Genomic DNA, 21455 nt, shown 5'->3' with positions numbered 1-21455 from the left:
GCATCCCGTTTCCTCTTCTCCGAAGTGGGCGGGCGCGCCGGCTTATGTCGTTGGCCTAAACTACCTCGGGGAGACAAAAAATCATGGCCCTGGACACGAAGCTCTGCACGTTCACAGGCCGCATGGTCATCGTTGGATTCGGTTCGATCGGCCAGGGTGTCTTGCCGCTGCTTCTCCGTCACATCGACGGACTTACGGCCGACCGAATCACCATCGTCACCGCCGAGGAGCGCGGACGGGAGGAGGCGGAGCTTTACGGCGTCGCGTTCCACAACAACCCGCTCGACAACGACAATTTCTTCCAGGTGCTGAAGCCGCTGATCGACAAGGGCGATTTCCTGGTCAACCTGTCGGTCGACGTGTCGTCGATCGCGCTGATCGAATTCTGCCAGCGGGTCGGCGCCTTCTACACCGACACCTGCACCGAACCGTGGGCCGGCGGCTATACCGATTCCAGCCTGTCGCCGTCGCTGCGCTCCAACTATGCGCTGCGCGAATCGGCGCTGGCGCTGCGCAGCCGCTATGAGGGCGGCCCGACCGCGTTGATCACCCATGGGGCGAATCCGGGTCTGGTGTCGCATTTCGTCAAGCAGGCGCTGCTGAACATCGCCGCCGACACCGGGGTCGAGACCGATGTGCCCACCGATCGCGACGGCTGGGGACGGCTGGCGCAGAAGCTGGGCATCAAGACCATCCATGTTGCGGAGCGCGACACCCAGGTGTCGAACCAGCCCAAGCAGATCGGCGAGTTCGTCAACACCTGGTCGATCGACGGCTTCGTCAGCGAAGGCTGCCAGCCGGCCGAACTCGGCTGGGGCACGCACGAGAAGGCGCTGCCGCCCGACGGGCGCCGGCACGAGTTCGGCTGCGATTCCGCCATCTATCTGATGCGGCCGGGCGCGGCTACCCGCGTGCGCACCTGGACCCCGCTGGAGGGGCCGTTCCACGGCTTCCTCATCACCCACAGCGAAGCGATCTCGATTTCCGACTATTTCACGGTGCGCGAGGGCGATCGCGTCGTCTACCGCCCGACCTGCCACTATGCCTATCACCCCTGCGACGACGCGGTGATGTCGCTGCACGAGCTGGCCGGCAAGAACTTCAACATGCAGGCCGAACAGCGGCTGATGATGCACGAGATCACCGGCGGCATGGACGAGCTGGGCGTGCTGCTGATGGGCCATCCCAAGGGCGCCTATTGGTACGGCTCGCGGCTGGACATCGACACCGCGCGGTCGCTGGCCCCCTACAACAACGCCACCTCGCTGCAGGTGACCTCGACCGTGCTGGGCGGCATCGTCTGGGCGTTGGAGAACCCGAATCGGGGCGTGGTCGAACCGGACGAGGTGGACTTCCGCCGGGTGCTGGACATCGCCGATCCCTATCTCGGCGAGGTGGTCGGCGCCTATGGCGACTGGACGCCGCTGCAGGACCGCAATGTCCTGTTCCCCGAGGACATTGACGAGGATGACCCGTGGCAGTTCAAGAACTTCCGGGTCGTTTGAGAGAAATCGGATGAAGTGCTGCAGCCCCCGCCGCCTCTACGGCGGCGCCGGCTGCGGCAGTGCTGCCACAGGGCGCATGGCGACACGGTGACATTGCCCGCCGAAGGGTCTTGAAACCGTTGACTTGGGCTTTCGCTTCCCCCAATCGTTCAGCCATGCCCAAGCACGTCTCCCGGCGCGCCCGCGCCAAAGCTCCGACCGCCGTCACCCTCATCATGCGCTCCGGCATCGTCGGGCTCATGGCGACTTGCGGTGTGGCCGTCGTTGATCTGGCCATTCCGGATTCGGCGAACGCCCAATCGCCAGCGGCCCAGGCTCCGGGAACGAAGCCGGATGCCGCGGCCGTGCAGGGAAGCGCGGGCGGTACCGCGGCCAAGCAGGAACCGGTGCTGCTGACCGCCGATCAGGTCACCTTCGACGAGACGAACAGCGTCGTCACCGCCAGCGGCAATGTCGAGCTGGCGCAGGGCAAACGCAGCGTCCGCGCCGACAAGATCACTTATAACCAGAAGACCAAGGTCGTCACCGCAACCGGCAAGATCCGGCTGGTGGAGCCGTCGGGCGACATCGTCTTCGCCGATTATGCCGAGCTGACCGACGACCTGAAGGACGTGTTCATCGAGAACATCCGCGTCCTGATGACCGACAACGGCCGCATGGCCGGCAATGAGGGCGAGCGGCGCGAGGGCCGGCTGACGCGCGTCAACCGCGGCGTCTACAGCCCCTGCGACCTGTGCAAGGAAGACCCGACCCGTCCTCCGCTGTGGCAGATACGCGCCGTGCGCATCGTTCACGACAACGAGGAGCACGAGGTCCGCTACAAGGACGCGACGATGGAGATCTTCGGGATCCCCGTCGCCTACACGCCCTACCTGTCGCATCCCGATCCGTCGGTGGACCGCAAGAGCGGCTTCCTGACGCCGTCCGCCGGCAACAGCTCCAACCTGGGCGCCATCCTGAAGACCCATTACTACTGGGACATCGGGCCGGACCAGGACGCGACCTTCGATCTGCACTACTACTCCCAGCAGGGGCCGCTGCTGGGCGGCCAGTACCGCAAGCGCTTCGAGAACGGCCGGCTGGAGCTGGAAGGCGCCATCACCCGCGGTGACGGCGGCAACAGCACCACGGCGCCGAAAGAAACGCGCACCCGCGGCTATGTCGCGGCGCGCGGCCTGTTCGACATCGACGAGACGTGGCGGGCCGGCTTCGACGTCAAGCGGGCCAGCGACCCGACCTTCCTGCGCCGCTATTACGATTTCCGTGAAGACTACCTGACCAGCAAGGCCTATGTGGAGGGCTTCCGCGGGCGGAACTATGCGGCGATCACCGGCTACAGCTTCCAGGACATGCGGTATGGGAACACCGTTCCCGAGCCGGTCGCCCTGCCCTATGCGCAGTACAACGCGCTGGGCGAGCCGGGCAGCCTGCTGGGCGGCCGCTGGTCGTTCGATACTAGCCTGCTGGCGGTGTCCCGCTTCAAGAATGCCGGCCCGGATACGCAACGCTTCATGGTGCAGCCGGGGTGGGAGCGCAACATCGTCTCCAATGCCGGCTTCGTCACCACCCTGTCGGGCAGCGTGCTGGTCGCCGGCTATACGGCGCAACAGTTCAACACGGCCGACCCCACCACTCGTGGGAGCGACAATGTCAGCCGTTTCCGCTTCTTCCCGCAGGGGCAGGCCACCGTCCGCTATCCGTTTGTCCGCTACGGCGAAAGCTCGTCCCAACTGGTGGAGCCGATCGGCCAGCTGACCTTCGCGCCGAAGCTGCCCAACGACCGCGTTTTCCCGAACGAAGACAGCCTGGACGTCGAATTCGACGACGTGAATCTGCTGCAGCCCAACCGCTTCACCGGCATCGACCGGCTGGACGACGGCATGCGCTTCACCTATGGGCTGCGCACGGCGATCTACGGCCATACCCAGGGGTCGGCCAGCCTGTTCCTGGGCCAGAGTATCCGCCTGACCGACAGCAATGTCGGCTTCACCGGCGGTTCGGGTCTGGAAGAGCGGGTGTCCGACTATGTCGGCCGCCTGGACCTGCAGCCGGCCGACTGGTTGGACGTCAATTACGGATTCCGCATCGACCACGAGACCTTCCGTCCGCGTCGCCATTCGCTGAATGCGACGGCCGGCGTGCCGCTGCTGCGGCTGTCGACCTCCTACACCTATGTCGACCAGACCACCGCGCGCGACGCGGTGACCCGCAACCGGGTGGAGCAGGCAAGCTTCGGGGTGTCGTCGCAGTTCACCGATTACTGGAGCCTGGGTCTCAGCCACACCCAGGCGATGGAGCCGCAGCCGGGTCCGCGTTCCAGCCTTGCCGTGCTGTCCTATTCCGACGAATGCCTGGTCTTCCAGACCATCGCACGCCGTGACTACACCGTCAGCACGACCGGCGAGAAGGACGGCAACACCATCTTCTTCCGTCTGGTCTTCAAGAATGTCGGCGAGTTCAAGAGCCCCGGCATCAACGCCGGCTTCCTGGGCGGCAGTTCGGCCAACCAGTAAGCGCCTGTCGTCGGGAAAAGTCGGTAGGAAGCGACGGCCAGGGGGTTGCATCCCTTGGCCGTTGCCGTTAGCCATTAACGCCCGACGAGACAGCCCGCCGCGACCGGAATCATGACCCTGGGACGTTACGACTACGAAAGACGCTACCGCAAACGCATGCGGGCCGGCGTGATCAAGTTCGTGCTGCTGGCGGCACTGGTGCTCGGCGTCGGGTTGTTTTCCTATCAGATGGGGATCGAGCAGCTGAAAGGCCGCGACGTCACCCTGCGGGAGGAGATTGCCACCCTTTCCCGCCAGAAGGCCGAGCTGGAACTGCTGGCCAGCCAGATGCAGCACGCCGCCCGCACCGCGGAGGCGCGGGTGGGCGAACTGGAAGGCCGCCTGCAGCGCGAGGTGCCGACCGGCGACCTCGCCAAGCTGACGCAGCTGGTATCCGAACGTCTGAAAAGCGGGCTGGATGCCAACCGCCTCGCCTTCGTCATTTCCCAGGCGCAGATTCCGCGCAACTGCCAGCCGACCGACACCAAGCGCTTCACCCTGACCACTCCGCTGCTGAAGGGCGGCACGCGCGGCGTGACCTTCGGCAACGGCACCGTGACCGTCACCGGCGAGGGGCAGTCTGCCCACAATGCTCAGGGCAATGCCGAAAGCTGGTTCGATCCGGGCCAGCCGGTGACCATCCGCATCACCGGCATCGGCGGCAAGGGCACCACCGTCAGCGGCGTGCTGCCGCTGCACCAGTCGCTGGTGGTCGACAACAGCGAATATCGCTTCACCATCGCCGCCGCCCAGCGTTCCTTCGTCGAGGTCACCGGCGACCGCTGCGCCTATCCCTGAGGCGGAACGGCGAACCCGCGCGGCGGCTCGCCGCCCGCGTGGATGTCCCACATGGTGTCATAGGCCGCCTCGATGGAGCGGGCGAAGCGGTCGGTGTCGAACAGCGGGGCGGTGGCCCTCGCCTGCTCCAACCGCTGCTTCAATGCTGCCAATTCGGCCGGCTGCTCCGCCAAGCGCCTCGCCGTTGTCTCGTAGGCGTCCCAATCCGCCACCGCCAGTTCCGGCAGTCCGACCGCGTGCAGCAAGCTGGCGGCCACCTGCCCGGCAAAGGAGCGGCCTAGCACCGTCAGCACCGGCAGACCGGCCCACAATGCGTCGCTCGCCGTGGTGTGGGCGCCGACCGGGCTCGAATCGAGGAACAGGTCGGCCAGCCGGTGGCGCGCCAGATGCGCCGGACCCGGCAGGCGCGGGGCAAAGACCAGCCGTTCCGGTGCCAGGCCCCGCTCCACCGCCGAACGCCGCAGATTGACCGCGACCTCCGCCGGTCCCTCCAGCAGCCACAGCACCGATTCCGGAACGCGCTCCAGAATCCGGCACCAGCGGCCGAACAGCTCGGGGCCGATCTTGTAGGAGGCGTTGAAGGCGCAGAAGACCATCGCATCGTCGGGAAGCCCGCAGTCGGCGCGGGCCGGCACCGGTCCGATGGCGCGCTTGCGGTCGTTCGGCTGGTAGCTGTCGGGCAGATGGACGATGCGCTCGCTGTAGAAACGCTGGTGATCGGCCGGGGCCACCACCGGATCGGCGATGACATAGTCGATGGCCGGGCTGCCCAACGTGCCCGGATAGCCCAGCCACTGAGCCTGCAGCGGTGCCGGCCGATGGGCGGTGATGCCGGGGCGGGCATTCTGGGTGTGGCCCTTGAGGTCGACCAGGATGTCAATGCCGGCCTCGTTGATCCGTCCGGCCGCCTGCTCGTCGGTGAGGGCGGACAGGTCGATGAAACGGTCGAATCCGGCGACCAACCGCCGGCGCAACGGCCCGCCGTCGTTGGGGCCATAGGAACAGCCGATGATCTCGAAGCGGTCGCGGTCGTGCCGCTCGATCAGTTCGGCGATCAGAACCGCGGTTGCATGCTCATGGAAATCGGCGGAGAGATAGCCGATGCGCAGCTTCAGGCCGCGGTTCGCACGGGTCGGAAAAGCGGGCCGGATGCCGCGCGTCTTCCAGGCGGCATAGCGTTCGGCGCAGGCGCGCTCCAACGCCGGTCCTGCCCCTTCGCCGAGGAAGATCCAGGGATGGGCCTGCTGCGTCCGTCCCTCCCGCACCAGTTCGACCAGCCTGCCCGACAGAGCGGACAGTCCGTCCCAGCGGCAGAGGTGGCGGCGCTGCTGCACCAGCTGGGCCAGCACCCCGCCGGCGTCCGGCAGGCCGATGCGCAGCGCGCGTTCGAAGCCGACGATGCTCGTGGCGCCATCGTCCGCAGGGCCGCCGCGCTGCCCGCTTTCCTTCAGCGTCAGGGCGAGGTTCGCCTGCCCCTCCGCCAGATCGGGCCGCAGGCAAAGGCAGGCGCGGAAGCCGGCAACGGCGCCGTCCAGGTCGCCGCGGTCGCGGTGGAGGGCGGCCAGAGCCAGCCGGGCCGGCACCAGGGTCGGGTCGAGCGCAAGCGCCCGGCGCAACGCCACCTCGGCCTCGTCGAGCCGGCCGAGTTCGCGCAGCAGGACGCCCTGGTTGCAGGGGGCGGGCGCGAATTGCGGCATCAGACGGGCGGCCTCGCCATAAGCCACCGCCGCTTCTGCCGGACGGCCGAGCGCCTGCAGGGTCACGCCCCAATTATAGTGGTTGCCGCCGAAATCCGGCAGCCAAGCCAGCGCCTTGCGGTGATGCGCCTCCGCTTCCACGAGGCGGCCCTGGCGCCGAAGCGCCTCGCCGAGGTTGGAGCGTGCGACCGCCTCCTCCGGCGTGCCGGCCTGCCCCAGCGTGTCGAGGGCCGAGAACAGGGCCGACAGCAGCGCGCCGTCGCCGGGCTTGCCGGCCAGACGGCGGCGCAGATCGGCGACGGCGCGCTGGCCGGACAGGGGGGCGGAAGTCACTTGCGCTGCCACTGGCCCGCGGCGGTCATCACGTACTGGCCGGCCGGAGTGCGCTCGATCAACTGCTGGCCGGCGACCGCCTGGACCTTGTCCAGCGCCGTGCCGTTGCCCTTGGCGATCTCCTGATAGCGGGCGAGGCGCTGTGCGTTCACCTGCTGCGCCAGCGCCTGTGCCGAGGCCGGAGCGCCGGGAACGACGCCGATCAGCCCGTCGGGACGCTCGCCCAACTGACCGGCGGACTTGGCGGCGGCCAGCGCATCCTGCGCCAGGGCCAGCTGCGGCATGGCGGAAGCCAGCAGTCCCGCGGTCAGCGCGGACAGGGCGAGCCGGTTGAAACTGCGGCGGCTGATGGGATCGGTCATCATCACTTCTTCCCCTTCGTGGAAGAGGTCGTGGAGTCGACGGGCAGGCCGAACAGGGCAGGATCGTTGCGGATGGCGTCGTCGACGTCGCGTTCCAGCTTGACCCGCACCTCCTGCTCGATCCGGACGTTCAGGTTGATCTCGATGGGCTTGTCGGGCGCTTCGATCTTCACCGTGGGGGCGCAGGCGGCAGCGGCGGCCGAGATCAGCAGAGCGGCTGCAAGGCCGGCAGGTGGGAATTTGGTCAGCATAATGGCGGTCAGGGGTCCTTCTGGTCGAAGCCGGTCATCCGGTCCCGCAGCGTGTCGGGGATCCGGTAGACGTCGAGGTTCTGGCGCAGAATCCGGTCGAGCGCGCCGGACAGCTTAAGGTTAAGCGCAACCGGATAGCCATCGTAGAATGACGGGTTCGATCCGCGCAGCGAGAGGCCGGCGCTGAGTTCGCCGCCGGCCTGCCCGTCGATGGTGATGCGCAGGGTGTCGTAATGGAAGTCGGTCAGTGCCCCCATCAGCATGGCGGTCGGGCTGCCCTCCTCCCCCTTCAGGGCGGGCGGCGGCTTGTCGGGGTCGTAGCGCAGGGTGCCGGGACCGGACGATTCGAGAACACCGCCGTCGATCGTCACGCTGTCGCCGGCGAACACCACCGGCAGGGCGCCGGCCAGCCTGCCGGTCGCCGCCAGCCCGTCGACTGCGATCAGATCCAGCAGCTTGGCGGCGTCGATCCGGTCAGCATGCAGGGTGACCCGCCCCCTCGGCTTCTCGGGAGACAACTCGAACGGGTCGGCGCGCAGAAGGCCGCCGGCCCAGTTCCACTCCGCCCGATCCACATCCAGGCGGCCGTCGCGGCCATAGCCGAACAGCAGCGTGCCGTCGGTCAGCGGTATGCCGACGTCCAGCAACCCGATGGACAGCTTCTGCCCGTCCGGGATCACCGGCGGCGACAGGCTGGACAAGGCGACGGTGCCGCTGACCCCGGCGACGGTCACCGGCCCGGCGGCGCCGGCGAGCCCCTTCACCACCGCCTGTCCGGCTGTGGTCATGCCTTTCGGCGTCAAAGCGACCGTCGCCTTGCCCGACAGGGTGCCCGACGCCTTTTCCAGGTACGTTGCGGCCAGCGGCGAGACGGCGGCGAGACCGGGGCCGTCGGGGGCAAGGCGGATTGGCTTCGCCACCGCCTGCAGTTTGCCGGCGCCGGCGGTCTGGTCGTATGTGCCGTCGAGCGTGACAGTGAGGAGCCCGTTCGCGCCCTTGGCGGTGCCGTCGATCGCCCATGGCCCCTGCCCTGCCTGTACCGCCTGCAGCGTGACGGACAGCGGCACGACGGGTGCCGGCTTGGCGGTGTTGGTCAGTTGCCCGACATTGGCGTCCGCTCGCCGGCCGTCGCCGTCCTGCGCCAGCCGCAACACGACCTTATCGGCGCGCAGTCCGCCGGCGGGGGCATCGAGACGCGGCGCCTGAAGCTCCGCGGTGACCGTCATGGCATCGGGCGACCAGCGCAGGAGCGGCGCCTCCCCCACCGGACACAGCGTCGCCCCCTGCGGCAGGTCGAGCGGCTGCCCGGAGACCGTGAGCCGTTCCACCTTGGCCGGCAGGCAGCCGGCAGGTGCGACGGTCACCGCACCGCCGTCCATCGCGACCACCAGTGCGCCGGACAGCGTCACGCGCCCCGACATCGGCAGGTCGAGCGCCGGAGCCGCCGCCTCCAGCGGGCCGCTGTCGACCGTGAACGCCAGCCGCAGGCCGCGCCAGCCGTCGGCGAGGCGCAGGTCGGTGACGGTCACCGCGGCCCCGGCGAAGCCGGCATCGTGCAAGGTCTGCGTCGCCGTCCCGCCGACCAGCGCCGGACCGGCCAGGATCGCACCGCCCAGCCCGACCAAGGCCAGCGTGACCGTGACCGCCACCGTGCCGGCTATCGCCCGTCCCAGCCTCAAGCCCCTGTCCTTTCCCGAAAGTCCCGTCATGACCGGCATGCCACGTCCATCTCCGGATGAACACCCGGACGAGTGGCCGTCATCCGTGACTTTTGGCGGATCGCCATCCCCGCCAGCACGGCTTTGCATTCCCGCGCTTTTCCCCTATGGTCCGGAGCGCGGATTTCGGCTCATCGGAGTGTTTCGCATGAAGCGGTGGACCCGCGCGTTGCTGGCGGCCCTGTTCGCCACAATCTTCACTGTCTCGTTCTTTACAGTTTCTCAAGGGGAGGCGAAGGCCTTGGATCCGGAAAACACCATTTACCTCGACCTGAAGGACGGTCGCGTGGTGATCGAACTGCGGCCCGACCTGGCGCCGAACCACGTCGCCCGCATCAAGGAGCTGACCCGCCAGGGCTTCTATGACGGCGTCGTCTTCCACCGCGTCATCGACGGCTTCATGGCCCAGACCGGCGACCCGACCGGCACCGGCATGGGCGGCTCCGGCAAGAAGCTGAAGGCCGAGTTCTCCAGTGCTCCGCACATCCGCGGCACCCTGTCGATGGCCCGCGCCCAGGATCCGGACAGCGCCGACAGCCAGTTCTTCATCTGCTTCGCCCCGTCCCAGTTCCTGGACCGCCAGTACACCGTCTGGGGCCGCGTGGTCGAGGGCATGGAATTCGTCGACATGATCAAGAAGGGCAGCCAGTCTCGCAACGGGCAGGTCACCGACCCGGACAAGATCATCAAGATGCAGGTCGCGGCCGACGTGAAGTAACGTCGCCTCCGCAGCCGTTCAGGGAAAGGGGACCGGTGCGCCGGTCCCTTTTTTCTTGGCGCCGGGTTCCGACCGTCAACCGCCGGCGAGCGAATTGGTCATGGCACGCAGCAGATCCTTCATCGATTGCGGCCGGTCCTGCCAGCGCATCGCCAGCCCGGACAGCAGCACCTTCTCGAATCCGGGGGCCAGTGCCACGCCCAGTTCGGACGGTTTCGGCACCTTGTCGTTCATGAAACGGGCGGTCGCGTCGGGTGGGGTGCGGCCGGTCAGCGCCAGATAGATCGTGGCGCACAGCGCATAGACGTCCGACCAGGGCCCTTGCCGCCCCTCGTTGGAATATTGCTCCGGCGGAGCATAGCCGGGCTTGAGGATCACGGTCAGGCCGGCACCCGGACGGGCGGTCTGCCTTGCGGCGCCGAAATCCAGCAGCTTGCGGTCGCCGGCATTGGTCAGGAAGATATTGTCCGGGCTGATGTCGCGGTGGATCAGTCCCTGCTCGTGGATGGCCTGCAGCGCCTTGGCGATCGGCATCACCACCGACAGCGTCCGCTTCACGTCGATCCGGCCGCCGCAGTCGGCCAGATACTTCTTCATGGTGCGGCCTTCCAGCAGTTCCATGACCAGATAGGCGGTGGCGTTCTCTTCGAAGAAATCCTGGATGCCGACGATCTCGCGCACGTCGCGCAGGCGGGCGAGCGTCCGCGCCTCCTCGAGGAACTTGGCGAGGCCGGCGGCGAAGGTCTCCGCATGCTCGTCGGAGAAGGGAGAGACTGCGGCGGCGTTGGGAACGCGGGAGATCAGGTTCGACGGATAGTATTCCTTGATCGCCACCTTCACCTGCAGCCGGTCATCCCATCCCAGATAGGTGGCGCCGAACCCGCCCTGCCCCAGCACACGCCCGGCGCGGTAGCGGCCATGCAGCAGCGTCCCCGGCACCAGATGCACGCCCGGACGGTTGTCCGACTTGGCCGGGAAGCCGCAGGCGCCGCAGGTCTCCGACCGCCCTTTGGCGGAATAGCAGCTTGGGCATAGCCCCGCCATGTCGTCGGCGACAACGGGAGTGGCGCCGGCCGCACCACCTTGCTGGCTGGCCGGATGAAGAATGGTCTCGGCACTGCGAACCGCCCTGGACGGCGGAGGCGGCACTTCCACGGTGGCCGGCGGAGCGGGAGGCAGAACGGGGGGCGGGGCCGGCGCGGTCGCCATCTGTCGCAGGCGATCCAGCAGTTCCAGCAGCCTACGCACCTCCGCCTGGGCGACCTCGCTATCGGGCTGGGCGAGTTCCGCCTGGAACTGCGGCTGGCGGACGATCTCAAGGATATGCTGGCGCATCAGCGGCAGGGCGCCGTCCTCGCGGATCAGGCTGGAGCAGGCCACCTCCGCCAGCCGGATGGTTCGCCTGCGCAGGACCGGTTCCACCTGTTTCAGACGAACGGCGAGTTGCCCGGTCTTCACGAAATCGTCGACCGCGCGTTCGGCGCGTGCGGCGATCCGTTCGCAGGCGTCGACCGGCAGCGGCGCGGCGCGGATGGCCGCCAGCGCGCGGGTGAATGCGCGCTCCAGCAGGGCGGTGTCCGGCGTCTGCACCAGCATGTTCTCGATCAACAGCTCGTTGCAGACGGCCGCGTCGAGGGAGGCGAGGATTTCATCGGCATGGCGCTCCGCGGCCGGCACGGCGGCGATCCGCGTCAGGTAGTGGATGCGGCAGATCAGGTCCGATTGCCCTTCGCCCATCCCGACGATGGAGCGGCGATAGGCGCTGGCCCCGCCCTGCTCCAGCCGGCGCGAGTAGCGGACGGTCAGCGCATCGGCCATCGCCGCACCGCCGACCAGCCCGTCGCGGGTCAGCAGATGCCCGACCAGCGTCTTCAGCATCTCCGCCTCCTGGTCGAAGGCACCGCGGCCCAGCGGTTGCGGTGCCTTCAACTGGCGGCGGATGCGGTCGAGCACGGCGGCCTTCGCATGGGGCAGCTTGCCCTGGCGGAACAGGGCGTTCAACACGCCGATGCGGTTCGGCCCGAAGGCCTCCATGCCGATGCGGCCGAACAGCATGTCGCAGAGGGTGGACAGCAGCGTTCCCGGCAGCAGATTGGTTCCGAACAGCTCCGCTCCGGCGGCGGAGGAGGCTAGGACGTCGCCGATCACCCCGTCGACCGCCGCGGCCAGCCGCTCGTCCCGGTCCCACTGGTGCAGTTCGAGCAGGCGGTCCAGCTTGCCGTTCCAGCTCTTGATCTCCACCAATTCCAGGGCGATGGCGACACGCAGGTCGTACTCAGCATCGCCGGTGGGAGTCTTGACCCCCTGGGAGAGCAGCCAGTCCACCGGCTTGCGGCCGCGCGGCATGGCGGCGAAGGTGGCCTGGGCGGCGCGCGCCTTTGCCCAGCTTTCATCCACGGCGGCGCGGATGGCGCGTTTGCGCGTCTGCTGCTCCTGCCCCGGCGCACGCGCCTGGGCTGCCGCGACCTTGCTCAGGGCCGCTTCGATCAATGTCCCCTGTTCCAGGCAGCTTTTCAGCGGCTTGGGCAGATGGATCAGCTCCGTCGGGGTCAGGAACAGCGGGTCCAGATACGACCGCAGCACCGCGCCGATCACCAGTCGCGCCGGCAGCGCGTGGTAGTCCGTCAGCGAGTCGCACGGCTCCACCTCGTCGAGCATGGCCATGGCCGACGACGGAGTCGGCATCGCGCGGCTGAGCTGGGGAGTGGACACTCCGGGCCTTTCCTGGACGTGACGGATTGCACCGCCGGGCTGCAACACCGGCGCCACTTCCGCGTTGTCGATACAACCGGCATTCCGCAGCCGCCGGGGAGCGGCGCCGAACGGGCATCGTCGCGCAACGAGGGTAAATGACGAGTGTACGATACCCACATTTTTCGACAAAAACAGATGAACTGTGTCAGCGTCGAGGCAGCCGGTGCCTTGCCGGCGGCGACCGTTTCCTTCGGCTTTCGCATGTGCGATAAGGATCGGGACGCCGACGATGGGAGAAACGCATGATCCGGACGGGCACCATCATCGCGTTGCGGCACGGGCCGATGACGCTCACCGCGGCCCCGCAGTGCGGCGGGTCGCTGGCGAGCTGGAGCCTGTCCACCGCCGATGGCCCGGTCGAGCTGTTCCGGCGGGCCTCCGACCAGGCGCTGGCCGGAAATTTCGCTCCGGACATGGCCTGTTTCCCGCTGGTCCCCTTTTCCAACCGAATCGGTGGCGGCCGGTTCGTCTTCCAGGGCCGGGAGATTGTGCTCGCCACCGATCCCGGATCGCCCCACCGGATCCATGGCCATGGCTGGTCATCCCCCTGGAGCGTGGAGGCCGTCACCGACGACGCCCTGCGCATGGGGTTCGCCCACCGGGCCGACGATTGGCCCTGGAGCTATCGCGCGGCGCAGACGGTGGCGCTGGACGGGGAAGGTCTGACCGTCACACTCGACCTCGTCAACGACTCGGAAACCGACATGCCGGCCGGGCTGGGGCTGCACCCCTATCTGGTCAGGTCGCCGGGCAGCCGCGTGACCGCCGGCGTTCAAACCGTCTGGGAGAATGACGACACCATCCTACCCTGCCGGAATCGCCCGGTGCCTGCCGCCTGGGACTTCCGCCACGGCGTGACCATGGACCATGTGGCGCTGGACAACGGCTTCACCGGCTGGAACGGCTCCGCGACGCTGGACCGCCCGCGCGAGCGGCTGCGCCTGACCATGCTGGCCGACGGGCCGGCCGGTCACCTGATCGTCTACGCCCCGCCCGGCGAATCCTATCTCTGTTTGGAGCCGGTCACCCACATGACCGATGCGCTGAACCGGCCGCAGGAACCCGGCGCCGGCGTGATCGCCCTGCCGCCGGGTGAACGGCTGTCGCTGACCGTGCGTTTCCTCGTGTCACGATTCTAGAGCGCCGCCCTTCGTACCGAGTTCACGAGCGAGGCCGATGAAGGCCCTGAAGGCGGCCGACGGGTTTCGCCGTCCGGGATAGTAAAGGCAGAGCCCGGAACGCGGCGGCGTCCAGTCGTCGAGGACGCGCACGAGACGACCCGCCTCAATGTCGGCCCGCACGTCCGGTTCCATGAAAAAGCCGAGGCCGATGCCTTCGAGGACGGCGATTCGCGCAAGACTGGCCTCGTCCAGAGTGATCGGTCCATTCACATCAATCTGTGCCGACTGTCCGTCCTTCTCGAACTGCCACCGGAATAGGGCTCCGTTCGGCAGGCGGACACGAATGCAGGGGTGATCGAGCAGATCGGGCGGCAGGCGCGGCCGACCATGCGTCGCGAAATAGGCCGGCGTCCCGACGACCGCATGGCGCTGCGGTCGACCCAGGGGAATAGCGATCATGTCGCTTGGTACGAGGTCGGCCGCGCGGACACCAAGGTCGAATCCCTCGGCAACGATATCCACCAGTCGCCCTTCGGTGACGACGTCGACATGAACCAGCGGATGACGGCGGAGGAATTCCAGCACCAACGGCGAGAGGATTTCGCGCGCCGCAGTGGCGAATGCATTGATGCGAAGCGTGCCTGACGGGGTGATCTGCTGCGACCGCACGGCCTCCAGGGCACCTAGAACATCCTGCAATGCCGGACCAACCTGCTCGACGAACACCCGCCCGGCATCGGTGAGGGAGACGCTTCGCGTCGTTCGGTTGAACAGGCGAACGCCGAGGCCTGCTTCGAGCTTTCCGACGGCGTTGCTGAGAGCGGTCGTCGACATACCCAGATCAACTGCCGCTGCGCGAAAGGTGCCCCGCCGCGCGATGGCGATGACCGCATCCAGATCGTTCAGGTCAGCTTTGAGCATTGTCCCGCCAATCAAAACACCTCATCCCGCTTTATCCTGATTATCGAAACAGATGTCCAAGCCTAGTTTGGAACGGGCAAGGAAACTTCGAACAGGAGGAATGGTGCGATGACACTCCCTTCACCGGTTTTGGCCTACATCGATGCAGACAAAAGGAACGACGGCGAGGCACTGATCGATGCCTTCGCACCCGATGCCGCCGTCAAGGACGAAGGTCGAACCCACGCCGGCCATAACGCAATCAGTGCTTGGTGGCGGGCTGCGAAGACCAAGTACCAGCATGTGATCGAACCGCTCGAATCGGTAGAAGACGGCAAGACCACCAGAGTTCTCATGACCGTGTCCGGTCAGTTCCCCGGCAGTCCCGCACGGATGGTCTTCGCGTTCCGGATCGCGGACAGCCGGATTGCCGGCCTGGAGATCACCCCATGAGCCCCTTCATCAGTCTGGACGGCAAGCGAACGCTCGTCACATCGGGCACGCGCGGTGCCGGTGCGGCCACCGTCGCGCTGTTTCGCGAACTCGGGGCCCGTGTGCTGACTGCAGCCCGCTCGCGTCCCGACGGGGTTGACGACGATCTGTTCGTCTCCACGGACCTGACGACCGCGGAGGGATGTGCCGAGCTCGCAGGGGCGGTCCGCGAACGCTTGGGCGGCATCGATGTCATCGTTCATATGCTCGGTGGATCCTCCGCTCCCGCAGGCGGCTTCGCGGTGCTGGAAGACGAAGTCTGGAGCAAGGAACTCGATCTGAACCTGATGCCCGCCATCCGGCTCGACCGCGAGCTTGTGCCGGCGATGGTGGCACAGGGCCATGGCGTGGTCATTCACGTGACCTCGATACAGCGCGAGTTGCCCTTGCCCCAGTCGACGACAGCCTATGCCGCTGCGAAGGCTGCGCTTTCGACCTACAGCAAGAGCCTGTCGAAGGAGGTCTCGCCCAGGGGGGTGCGCGTGGTGCGCGTCTCGCCCGGATGGATCGAGACCGAGGCGGCCGTAAGTTTGGCCGAGCGGCTCGCGAAGGACGCCGGTACCGACTATGAAGGCGGCAAGCGGATCATCATGGACTCGCTCGGCGGTATTCCCATCGGCGGGCCGTCGAAGCCCGTCGATGTGGCCAACCTGATAGCGTTCCTCGCTTCCGACCGTGCCAGAATGATAACCGGCACCGAATACGTCATCGACGGCGGCACCGTACCGACCGTGTGACGCGCGAACGGCGATACAGGCGGCCCGGGTCTCGCAGGCCCCCTCTCAGCGGCAGCGGACGAATTCCGCCGCAAAGCTGGCCGGCGGCTCCATCCGCAGGATCAGCCGGTCGAACCGCGGCGAATCGGCCGGAAGAAGCCGCAGAGTCGCCAGCGGCGCCGGGGTTGCCGGCGCAGAGCCTGCCGTTGCGTCGGCCTGAGGCCCCTCCGTCGGTGCTGCCGGCAGAAGCGCCACTCCCTGCACGGGGTCTTCGTCCGCCGCCAGCGTGCCATCCAGCGGAAAGAGCTGCAGCCGCGGCTCCACGGCGTGAAGGCTGCGGTCGGTCCCGATGTCGAGATAGGAGCTTCGGCAATCGTCGATGGCGGTGCGGTCGGCCGGATCGGCCTTGGCCCAGCGGCCGGCCAGCGTCGACAGCGAGACCTTGCGGCTGATCGGCGGCACCTGTGGCTGCGGGGCGGCGAAGCGGCGGGCCGCGGCGCCGGTGACGGACAGCGGAAGATCGCCGACCGGCCGGGACCGGGCCTGCCGCTCCGCCTCCAGCGCCGCCGTGCGCTTGCGGACGACGCGCAGCAGGCAATCCGCGCGCGTCTTGGCCGTTTTCGCGTCGGCGAGATCGGCCGCGGTCACCGGGCAGGACTCGTCCCGCCGCGCCCGCCAGACGGTCTGGCTGTCCTCGATCGCCGCACGGCCGCTGTCGTCGGTGGTGGCGCCAAGGGCCGCCAGCGCCGCGTCCATCGCCGCACCGGCCGCCGCCAGCTTCGCATCGCGGCACATCAGCTGCGCCGTCGGCGTCTCCGCCGCATCGCAGCCGGGTGCTGCCGTTTCCGGAGCGGCGGCCTCCGGCTGGGGAGTGTCCGCCGGCGCCGAAAGGGCTGGGACCGCAGTCAGGACTGCAAGCAGGGAGCCGGCAGCCAGGAAACCGCCGACCAGGGACAGGGCGCGCATCGCAGGAAACCTTGGATGAGGAAACGGAACGTCACGAAGCGGGGAAGGCCTCCAGCACGGACTTGACCTGACGCTGGAAATCCTGGTCGGTGCGATAGCGCGTCACGACCGACTTGTCACGCTCCACGAAAAACAACATGTCGTCGCGGCTGGGCAGCATGCGCGGATTCGGCTTGTCCAGCAATTCGCCGTTCCAGTCGATCCGCGCCATGAAATAGACCGCGCGGGCGAACAGCATGAACAGCTTGTTGTCCGGTGCCAGCTTCTCCCGCCGCAGCAGCGCATAGTAATAATAGTTGCGGCCATGGAAATAGTTGGTGTGGATCGCCTGCAGCGCCGCGAATCTCTCGTCCGGATTGTTGACCTTCTTGATCTGCTTCTCCAGGCGGAAGCCGGCGAAGAAATACTCCCGCGCCTCATGCTCGAAGGAAAAAGCGCTGCCCTTGATCAGGGCCATCTGTTCGCCGTAGCGCTTCAGCGCGCGGGTCATCAGCAGTTCGAGGAAGCGCCGCTCCACCGCGAAGGTGTCCGGGATGTTCGGCAGCATCTCGAACACATGGCGCAGGTGATAGGGGTGGCGCACGACGACGACCGGAACCGACAGCTTCTTGCTCTTCGCCGGCGCCCGCTTTTCCGCCACCAGCGTGACGGCGGGCGACAGCGAAGCCATGGTCGCCTGGATGGTGTCGTGCAGCTTCCAGCGCAGCTTGGTGTCGGCCGACTGGCTGCCGAGATTCATGCGGGCGAAGAACCGCTTCACGCGACTGCCGAAGGTTTCCTTCGGCAGTTTGTGCGTGGGCAGGTTCGGGACGACGAGTGGATTGCCGAGGATGTCGGCCGACGGCGGCAGCGGCTTGAAATTGAAGTATTTTCCGGTGACGACGCCCCGTCCGGCGCCGCCGGGACCGGCATCGCCCGCACCGCGGTTCCCGCCCATGAGTGAAGAAGCCGCCACTGACACCATCCAGACGCGAACCCCCGCCGCAGCGATACTTCGATCGATTATGATATAAAGGGTAACGCGAACGGAAGAAAGCCGCAGCGCGCGTCATCCGCAACTTCGTGACTTTTTCGCAACTGCGGTAGGATCGGTGCCGCGGCGCTCTGTCGGGTCGAATTCATCGGTGTTACCGTTGCACCGGCGACCCTGGACCAAACCGGGGCGCGAACATCATCGAACAGGCATGAGGCGGGGTTTTCCATGGCGATCCACGTCGCGCTGAACCACAAGACGATCTATCGCTACGACCGGCCGGTGTCGCTCGGCCCACAGATCATCCGGTTGCGGCCGGCGCCCCATTGCCGGACACCGATCCTCAGCTATTCCCTGAAGGTCACGCCCAAGCAGCATTTCCTGAACTGGCAGCAGGATCCGCAATCGAACTTCCAGGCCCGCTTCGTCTTCCCGGAAAAGACGCGCGAGTTCATCGTCGAGGTCGATCTGGTCGCCGAGATCGCCGCGATCAACCCCTTCGACTTCTTCCTGGAGGAGAAGGCGAGCCACATCCCCTTCGCCTACGAAGACTGGCTGCAGCGCGAACTGCGCCCGTACCTGGAGACGGAGGAGCCGGGGCCGGAACTTACCGCCTACCTCAAGAATATCACCCGCGAAAAGACGCCGACCATCAACTTCCTCGTGGCGGTGAACCAGCAACTGCAGCAGGACATCGGCTATGTCATCCGGCTGGAGCCGGGCATCCAGAGCTGCGAGGAGACGCTGACCAAGCGCACCGGCTCCTGCCGCGATTCGGCGTGGCTGCTGGTGCAGATCCTGCGTCACCTGGGGCTGGCCACCCGCTTCGTCTCCGGCTACCTGATCCAGCTGACCGCAGATCAGAAGGCGCTGGACGGCCCGTCGGGTCCGGAGAGCGACTTCACCGACCTGCATGCCTGGGTGGAGGTGTTCCTGCCCGGCGCCGGCTGGGTCGGGCTGGACCCCACCTCCGGCCTGCTGGCCGGCGAGGGGCACATTCCGCTGGCCTGCACGCCGGACGCCTCATCCGCCGCGCCCATATCCGGCCTCGTCGACGAGGCGGAGGTCGAATTCGGCCATGAGATGTCGGTCACTCGCATCTATGAGGCGCCGCGCGTCACCAAGCCCTACAGCCCGCAGCAATGGGCTGCCATCGAGGCCCTGGGCCACCGCGTCGACGAGGACCTGAAGGCCGAGGATGTCCGCCTGACCATGGGCGGCGAGCCGACCTTCGTCTCCATCGACGACATGGACGGCGCGGAGTGGAACACCACCGCGCTCGGTCCGCAGAAGCGCAAGATGGCCGCCGACCTGATCCACCGGCTGATGGCCCGCTTCGCCCCCGGCGGGCTGCTGCATTTCGGCCAGGGCAAATGGTATCCCGGCGAATCGCTGCCGCGCTGGGCGATGACGCTCTACTGGCGCCGTGACGGCGAGGCGCTGTGGGCCAACAGCGATCTGCTGGCGCGCGAGGACACCGATTACGGCCACACCGCCCAGGATGCCGGCGTGTTCCTGATGGCACTGGCGAAGCGTCTGGGCCTCGACCCCAACCTCGTGCTCGGCGCCTATGAGGACCCCTGGCATTACCTGCGCAAGGAGTCGCAGCTTCCGATCAATGTCGATCCGCTGAACAGCAAACTGGACGACAAGGAGGAGCGGGAGCGGCTGACCCGCGTCTTCACCCGCGGCCTGAACGAACCGGTGGGCTTCGCTCTGCCGATCAACCGCCGCATGACCCAGCAGGGGCCGGTGTGGCTGTCCAGCACATGGCCGCTGCGCCAGGAGAAGCTGCTGCTGATCCCCGGCGACAGCCCGGTGGGCTACCGGTTGCCGCTGGGGTCGCTGCCCTGGGTGTCGAAGTCCGACTATCCCTATGGCTGGGAGACCGATCCGTTCGAGGAGCGCGGCCCGCTGCCCCCGCACCCGGTGCAGCGCCGGCAGGAGATCCGCGGCGCGGTGCAGGAGTCCGACCGTGGCGTCCACACCGACAAGCGGATCGCCGAGCGCCAGCGCATCATGGCGGAGGTGCGCGATGAGTTGCCGGAGGAAGGCAAGTCGGCGTGGTGGATCGTCCGCACCGCGTTGACCTGCGAGGCGCGCAACGGGCGCCTGCACCTGTTCATGCCGCCGATGAGCACGCTGGAAGATTATCTGGCGATGCTGGCGGAGATCGAGGCGACGGCGGTCGAACTGGAGATGCCGGTCGTCATCGAAGGCTACCAGCCGCCGAAGGACCCGCGCCTGAACTCCATGGCCGTCACCCCCGACCCCGGCGTGATCGAGGTGAACATCCACCCGGCCCACAGCTGGGACGATCTGGTGCGCAACACCATCGCCCTCTACGAGGATGCGCGCCAGTCCCGCCTGGGGGCGGAGAAGTTCATGATCGACGGGCGCCATTGCGGTACCGGCGGCGGCAACCATGTGGTGATGGGCGGCGCCACCGCGGCCGACAGCCCCTTCCTGCGCCGGCCGGACCTGCTGCGCAGCCTCATCACCTACTGGCAGAACCACCCTGCCCTGTCCTACGTCTTCTCGGGCCTGTTCATCGGCCCGACCAGTCAGGCGCCGCGCGTTGACGAGGCGCGCGACGACCAGCTCTACGAGTTGGAGATCGCCTTCAACCAGATCGATCAGGCGGCGGCGAGCGGCAACTGTCCTCCCTGGCTGGTCGACCGGGTGCTGCGCAACCTGCTGGTCGACGTGCAGGGCAACACTCACCGGGCGGAGTTCTGCATCGACAAGCTCTACTCGCCCGACAGCTCCACCGGCCGCCTCGGCCTTGTCGAGTTCCGCGCCTTCGAGATGCCGCCGCACGCGGAGATGAGCCTGACCCAGCAGCTTCTGATGCGGGCGCTGGTGGCGCGCTTCTGGAAACACCCCTACAAGGGAAAGCTGGTGCGCTGGGGCACGGAGCTGCACGACCGCTTCATGCTGCCGCACTTCGTCCAGCAGGACATGGCCGACGTGCTGCAGGACCTGCGCGACCACGGCTATCCGCTGGAGGACAGCTGGTTCGCGCCGCACTTCAACTTCCGCTTCCCGGTCTACGGCCATGTCAGCCAGCGCGGCATCACCATGGAACTGCGCATGGCGCTGGAGCCCTGGCACGTGCTGGGCGAGGAGCCGGGCGGCGGTGGCACCGTGCGCTATGTCGACAGCTCGGTGGAACGGGTGCAGGTCCGCGTCACCGGCCTGATCGACGCCCGCCACGTCATCACCTGCAACGGCCGGCGCGTGCCGCTGATCCCCACCGGGGTGGAGGGCGAGTTCGTCGGTGGCGTGCGCTATCGCGCGTGGCAGCCGCCGTCCTGCCTGCACCCGACGATTCCCGTCCACACCCCGCTGATCTTCGACATCCTCGACAGCTGGGCCGGCAGGTCGATCGGCGGCTGCACCTATCACGTTATGCATCCGGGCGGCCGCAACTACGAGACCTTCCCGGTCAACGCCAACGAGGCGGAGGGCCGCCGTCTGGCCCGCTTCTTCCCCTTCGGCCACACCCCCGGCCCAATGGACGCTCCGGCGGAGGAACGCAACCCGCAGTTCCCGATGACCCTGGATCTGCGGCGGGGGTGACGACAGCTGGTCCATCG

Annotated in this window: 16 protein-coding genes; 8 read left to right on the top strand and 8 right to left on the bottom strand. The window is 67.5% G+C overall.

Going from position 1 to position 21455, the window contains the following annotated elements; translation table 11 throughout:
- Positions 1-83: 83 nt before the first annotated feature.
- The 3 genes from B9N97_RS19330 to B9N97_RS19320 all read left to right on the top strand — a co-directional run bounded on the left by B9N97_RS19330 (position 84) and on the right by B9N97_RS19320 (position 4855).
- On the top strand, positions 84-1505 hold the full coding sequence (locus B9N97_RS19330) for a homospermidine synthase (protein WP_085089381.1): 1422 nt from the start codon (positions 84-86) through the stop codon (positions 1503-1505).
- A 155-nt stretch (positions 1506-1660) separates the two neighbouring features.
- On the top strand, positions 1661-4018 hold the full coding sequence (locus B9N97_RS19325; protein WP_085089380.1) for an LPS-assembly protein LptD: 2358 nt from the start codon (positions 1661-1663) through the stop codon (positions 4016-4018).
- A gap of 111 nt (positions 4019-4129) precedes the next feature.
- On the top strand, positions 4130-4855 hold the full coding sequence (locus B9N97_RS19320) for a hypothetical protein (protein WP_085089379.1): 726 nt from the start codon (positions 4130-4132) through the stop codon (positions 4853-4855).
- Here the strand turns inward: B9N97_RS19320 and B9N97_RS19315 are convergent.
- From B9N97_RS19315 to B9N97_RS19300, 4 genes are read right to left on the bottom strand one after another with little or no spacing between them, the layout of a single operon-like run.
- Complete coding sequence (locus B9N97_RS19315) at positions 4846-6885, bottom strand: O-linked N-acetylglucosamine transferase, SPINDLY family protein (protein WP_244560791.1); 2040 nt, start codon at positions 6883-6885, stop codon at positions 4846-4848. The genes B9N97_RS19320 and B9N97_RS19315 overlap by 10 nt on opposite strands.
- Positions 6882-7250, bottom strand: coding sequence for a YdbL family probable chaperone protein (locus B9N97_RS19310; RefSeq protein WP_085089378.1), 369 nt, complete (start codon positions 7248-7250; stop codon positions 6882-6884). The genes B9N97_RS19315 and B9N97_RS19310 overlap by 4 nt, the downstream gene beginning before the upstream one ends.
- Entirely contained in the window at positions 7250-7498 is a 249-nt protein-coding gene (locus B9N97_RS19305) for a YnbE family lipoprotein (protein WP_085089377.1), read from the bottom strand. The genes B9N97_RS19310 and B9N97_RS19305 overlap by 1 nt, the downstream gene beginning before the upstream one ends.
- A gap of 8 nt (positions 7499-7506) precedes the next feature.
- Positions 7507-9216, bottom strand: a complete 1710-nt coding sequence (locus tag B9N97_RS19300; protein ID WP_244560790.1) for an intermembrane phospholipid transport YdbH family protein — start codon at positions 9214-9216, stop codon at positions 7507-7509.
- Positions 9217-9364: 148 nt separating this feature from the next.
- Here B9N97_RS19300 and B9N97_RS19295 point away from each other — a divergent pair, with 148 nt between their 5' ends.
- Positions 9365-9934: a peptidylprolyl isomerase gene (locus tag B9N97_RS19295; RefSeq protein WP_085089375.1), complete on the top strand. Its 570-nt coding sequence runs from the start codon at positions 9365-9367 to the stop codon at positions 9932-9934.
- Between the two features lie 75 nt (positions 9935-10009).
- On the opposite strand, the gene B9N97_RS19290 is transcribed toward B9N97_RS19295, so the two are convergent.
- A complete protein-coding gene (locus tag B9N97_RS19290; protein ID WP_244560789.1) occupies positions 10010-12646 on the bottom strand; it encodes a serine/threonine-protein kinase in 2637 nt (878 codons plus the stop codon).
- Positions 12647-12930: 284 nt separating this feature from the next.
- Between B9N97_RS19290 and B9N97_RS19285 the strand changes: the two genes are divergently transcribed.
- The gene (locus B9N97_RS19285; RefSeq protein WP_085089374.1) at positions 12931-13827 is read left to right on the top strand and encodes an aldose 1-epimerase; all 897 of its coding nucleotides are present in this window, start codon (positions 12931-12933) and stop codon (positions 13825-13827) included.
- Here B9N97_RS19285 and B9N97_RS19280 read toward each other — a convergent pair.
- Positions 13816-14730: a LysR family transcriptional regulator gene (locus B9N97_RS19280; RefSeq protein WP_085089373.1), complete on the bottom strand. Its 915-nt coding sequence runs from the start codon at positions 14728-14730 to the stop codon at positions 13816-13818. The two genes, B9N97_RS19285 and B9N97_RS19280, sit on opposite strands and share 12 nt — an antisense overlap.
- 108 nt (positions 14731-14838) lie before the next feature.
- Here B9N97_RS19280 and B9N97_RS19275 point away from each other — a divergent pair, with 108 nt between their 5' ends.
- Both B9N97_RS19275 and B9N97_RS19270 read left to right on the top strand, forming a co-directional pair.
- Positions 14839-15162, top strand: a complete 324-nt coding sequence (locus B9N97_RS19275) for a nuclear transport factor 2 family protein (protein ID WP_085089372.1) — start codon at positions 14839-14841, stop codon at positions 15160-15162.
- On the top strand, positions 15159-15938 hold the full coding sequence (locus B9N97_RS19270; RefSeq protein ID WP_085089371.1) for an SDR family oxidoreductase: 780 nt from the start codon (positions 15159-15161) through the stop codon (positions 15936-15938). Before B9N97_RS19275 ends, B9N97_RS19270 begins: the two co-directional genes overlap by 4 nt.
- Before the next feature lie 45 nt (positions 15939-15983).
- On the opposite strand, the gene B9N97_RS19265 is transcribed toward B9N97_RS19270, so the two are convergent.
- Both B9N97_RS19265 and B9N97_RS19260 read right to left on the bottom strand, forming a co-directional pair.
- A complete protein-coding gene (locus B9N97_RS19265) occupies positions 15984-16883 on the bottom strand; it encodes a lysozyme inhibitor LprI family protein (RefSeq protein WP_085089370.1) in 900 nt (299 codons plus the stop codon).
- A 31-nt stretch (positions 16884-16914) separates the two neighbouring features.
- Positions 16915-17820, bottom strand: a complete 906-nt coding sequence (locus B9N97_RS19260) for a hypothetical protein (RefSeq protein ID WP_244560788.1) — start codon at positions 17818-17820, stop codon at positions 16915-16917.
- A 264-nt stretch (positions 17821-18084) separates the two neighbouring features.
- Between B9N97_RS19260 and B9N97_RS19255 the strand changes: the two genes are divergently transcribed.
- Positions 18085-21438 (top strand): transglutaminase family protein, encoded by a 3354-nt coding sequence (locus B9N97_RS19255; protein WP_085089368.1) that lies wholly within the window; start codon positions 18085-18087, stop codon positions 21436-21438.
- Positions 21439-21455 lie beyond the last annotated feature (17 nt).

This window comes from Azospirillum oryzae, assembly GCF_900177515.1.
Taxonomy (GTDB): domain Bacteria; phylum Pseudomonadota; class Alphaproteobacteria; order Azospirillales; family Azospirillaceae; genus Azospirillum; species Azospirillum oryzae_A.
The sequence above is the reverse complement of the archived record's forward strand: the minus strand, read 5'-3'. Positions and strand labels throughout refer to the sequence as shown.